General features: G+C 68.3%; 6 protein-coding genes. 4 read left to right on the top strand and 2 right to left on the bottom strand.

What is annotated here, in order from left to right; genetic code table 11:
* On the top strand, positions 1-711 hold a 711-nt coding region (locus WA965_RS26210), incomplete at its 5' end, for an inositol monophosphatase family protein (protein ID WP_526448210.1).
* A 7-nt stretch (positions 712-718) separates the two neighbouring features.
* Here WA965_RS26210 and cei read toward each other — a convergent pair.
* Positions 719-1,375, bottom strand: a complete 657-nt coding sequence (gene cei, locus WA965_RS26205; protein ID WP_526298157.1) for an envelope integrity protein Cei — start codon at positions 1,373-1,375, stop codon at positions 719-721.
* Between the two features lie 177 nt (positions 1,376-1,552).
* Between cei and WA965_RS26200 the strand changes: the two genes are divergently transcribed.
* Positions 1,553-1,855 carry a DUF4193 domain-containing protein gene (locus WA965_RS26200; protein ID WP_178358547.1) on the top strand — a complete coding sequence of 101 codons (303 nt, stop codon included), beginning with the start codon at positions 1,553-1,555 and terminating at the stop codon, positions 1,853-1,855.
* Between the two features lie 4 nt (positions 1,856-1,859).
* Here the strand turns inward: WA965_RS26200 and WA965_RS26195 are convergent, their stop codons facing one another.
* The gene (locus WA965_RS26195) at positions 1,860-2,336 is read right to left on the bottom strand and encodes a DUF3093 family protein (RefSeq protein ID WP_526298159.1); all 477 of its coding nucleotides are present in this window, start codon (positions 2,334-2,336) and stop codon (positions 1,860-1,862) included.
* A 25-nt stretch (positions 2,337-2,361) separates the two neighbouring features.
* Between WA965_RS26195 and dut the strand changes: the two genes are divergently transcribed.
* Both dut and WA965_RS26185 read left to right on the top strand, forming a co-directional pair.
* Complete coding sequence (dut, locus tag WA965_RS26190; protein ID WP_526298161.1) at positions 2,362-2,826, top strand: dUTP diphosphatase; 465 nt, start codon at positions 2,362-2,364, stop codon at positions 2,824-2,826.
* Between the two features lie 2 nt (positions 2,827-2,828).
* Positions 2,829-3,451: DUF3710 domain-containing protein (locus WA965_RS26185; RefSeq protein ID WP_526448209.1), on the top strand; the 623-nt coding region annotated here is incomplete at its 3' end.

Raw genomic sequence — 3,451 nt, 5'->3', positions numbered from 1 at the left:
GCGGTGCGCGCCAAGAGCACCGCGACCGACCCCGTGACGGTTGTCGACACCGAGACCGAGCGGCTGTTGCGGGACCGACTGGCCGAACTGCGGCCCGGCGAGCAGATCCTCGGCGAGGAGGAAGGCGGGCCGACCGGCGCGGCGGACGGGCGACTCACCTGGGTGCTCGACCCCATCGACGGCACGGTCAACTTCCTCTACGGGATCGAGGCGTACGCGGTGTCGGTCGGCGTACAGCGGGACGGCGTCTCGGTGGCCGGCGCGGTCGCCGACGTCGCCGCCGGTGCCATCTTCTCCGCGGCGCTGGGCCACGGTGCACGGCTGGAACGCGACGGTGTTGTCAGTGAACTCAGGGCCAACTCCATCACCGAACTGCCGATGGCCCTGGTGGGTACGGGGTTCGCCTACCAGCCCGATCGCCGGAGGCGCCAGGGCGAGATCGTGGCCAGGCTGCTGCCGGACGTGCGTGACCTGCGCCGGATCGGTTCCTGCGCCCTGGACCTGTGCATGGTGGCCGCCGGCAGACTCGACGCCTACTACGAGGACGGCGTGCACGTGTGGGACTGGGCGGCGGGTGCCCTCATCGCCACCGAAGCCGGCGCCCATGTCCGGCTGCCGGACTCGGTGGAGGGTGCCGGGTTGGTGGTGGTCTCCGCGCCGGGCATCAGCGCGGCGCTCGACGACGCGCTGGTCCGCTGCGGCGCGATGTGACGGGCGCCTAACAGACGCCGCTGTGGATCCTGGACAGCAGTTCCGGGTCGGCCGGCTGGGTGGCCTCGGGCAGCAGGCTCGCCAGAGCGGCATCGATGTCGTCGCCGCCGCTCAGTTCGGTGAATTCGGTGCCCAGCGCGAGGTCCACGGTGTCGTCGTTGCGTTGATCCTGGAAGAGCTCGGTGCACGGCGCCACCAACCAGACCGCGGCGGCCGCGGCTCGCCCGGACGGTCCGAAGCGGATCTGGCCCTGGCATTCCAGCCGCACCGTCTCGTAGATCGGGTCATTGGCGGCTTCGGGGTCGGCGAAGCCCAGATCGCGTAGTGCACCGGCGACCTCGCCGGCCTGTCCGCCCTGCCCGCTGGCGTTGAGCACGCGGATCCTGGCGTCGGCGAGCTCGGCGGGGGTGACATCGGTCATCTCGGCGCGGGACACCTGCTCGCCGAGTTGGGGCCTGGGCGCGTTCGGATCCTCGGGCACCGGCGGCGGGTTGCAGACGGCGGCTTCGCGGATGTCCGGCGGGCGCGACAGGGCGATCACCCAGACCATCAGGGTCACCGCCGCCAGGGCGGTGAACAAGACGATCCCGGGGATGAAGTTGCGACGGCGGAACGGGCGTCCGTGTTTGTCGAACGCCGTGCCGTCCGTGATTTGCGCGACCACGGTGTGCACTCTAAGGCCACTGTGCGCAGGGGCTCCGACCGGCGCGAACGTCGATGTGACGCAAATCACAATAGAACCGGTGTCAATACGGGCACGAATCATTTGGCGGACGCGTTCGACGCTGGTACAAAGCACTGCTGCACAAAGCTTCACTGAGCTTTTTTTGAGGGGACGAAGATGGCCACTGACTACGACGCCCCACGGCGCACCGAGACCGACGATGTCTCCGAGGATTCGCTCGAGGAACTGAAGGCACGGCGTAATGAAGCACAGTCGGCCGTGGTCGACGTCGACGAAACCGAGACTGCGGAATCCTTCGAGCTACCTGGTGCCGACCTGTCCGGGGAGGAACTGTCTGTCCGGGTGATCCCCAAGCAGGCAGACGAATTCACCTGCTCTAGTTGTTTCCTGGTCCATCACCGCAGCCGGCTCGCCAGCGAGAAGAACGGCATGATGATCTGCACCGACTGCGCCGCCTGAACACTCAGGCGTTCAAAGCGGCAAGCAACTTCGCCGGATCCTTTGCGCTGACCAGCCAGTACGGGGTCGGGTCATCGGGATCGTCGAGCACCAGCAGGACCATCGGCCCGACCCATGCCCGGTGCACCACAAAGGCGGCCGGGTCGAGTTGGCGGCCCAGCGCCGCGGACTTGGCCGAACGGGGAACCTGGGCCGACCGCGAGACGACGCTGACCGGCAGGTGGGCGTCGCCGACCCACAGTTCCGTATCGCCGTTCCCGCTGACGACACGCAGTTCGTTTCGTCCGAGCCAGAGCAGCACGACGACCGCCACGGGCAGCAGCACGGCGAACGGCAGCCAGTTCGGCAGTGTCCTGATGCCCTGGTTGACCTGGAGCGCGATCAGCGACGCCAACCCCAATCCGGGCAGCCACCACCACCACGGGACCCACAGGCGCTCGCGATAGCGAACGGTTTGAGCGGTGGCGCGCGTGTCGGACACGCAGCCAAGAGTAATCTCTGGGGTCGTGTCCACCTCTCTGGCGGTAGTGCGACTTGATCGCGACCTGCCGCTGCCCCATCGGGCCCACGACGGCGATGCGGGAGTCGATCTGTACAGCGCCCAGGACGTCGAGTTGGCGCCCGGTGAGCGAGCGCTGGTGCCGACGGGTGTCGCCGTGGCGATTCCTTTCGGCATGGTCGGTCTTGTGCATCCACGCTCGGGTCTGGCTGCCCGCGTGGGGCTTTCGATCGTGAACAGTCCCGGCACCGTGGATGCGGGCTATCGCGGCGAGATCAAGGTGGCACTGATCAACCTCGACCCCCTGGCCCCGATCGTCGTGCGGCGGGGGGACCGGATAGCTCAACTGCTCGTGCAGCGAGTCGAACTGCCCGAGCTGATCGAGGTGACGTCCTTTGACGAGGCCGGCCTGGCCGACACCACACGTGGCGACGGCGGCCACGGTTCCTCCGGCGGACATGCGAGTTTGTGAACATGGCACTGAAGAAGCAAGGCAATGAAAGCTCCGGCACCCCCGAGGTGACGGCGGCGGACACCGACGAGGAACTCGACGGTCCGTTCGACATCGACGACTTCGACGACCCTGCGGTGGCCGCGGTAGCCCGGCTGGACCTGGGTTCGGTACTGATCCCGATGCCCGATGCAGGGCAGGTACAGGTCGAACTCAGCAACACCGGGGTGCCGAGCGCCATCTGGGTGGTGACCGAGAACGGCCGCTTCACGATCGCGGCCTACGCGGCGCCGAAGTCGGCGGGCCTGTGGCGGGAGGTCGCCTCCGAGCTGGCCGACTCGCTGCGCAAGGACGTCCCGAAGGTGGGCATCGAGGACGGTCCGTGGGGGCGCGAAGTGGTCGGCGTGGGCGCCGATAATGCCGGGGTGGTGCGCTTCATCGGCGTGGACGGCTACCGATGGATGATCCGCTGCGTCGTCAGCGGACCCCACGATCGCATCGGCGCGCTGGCCGAACAAGCTCGGGAAGCTCTGGCGGACACGGTCGTTCGCCGTGGCGACACCCCGATGCCGGTCCGCACTCCGCTGCCCATCCAGCTGCCCGAACCCATGGCCGCCCAGCTTCAGGCGGCCACCGAGCAGGCGGC

The organism is Mycobacterium sp. (assembly GCF_049683935.1).
Taxonomy (GTDB): Bacteria; Actinomycetota; Actinomycetes; order Mycobacteriales; family Mycobacteriaceae; genus Mycobacterium.
The sequence above is the reverse complement of the archived record's forward strand: the minus strand, read 5'-3'. Positions and strand labels throughout refer to the sequence as shown.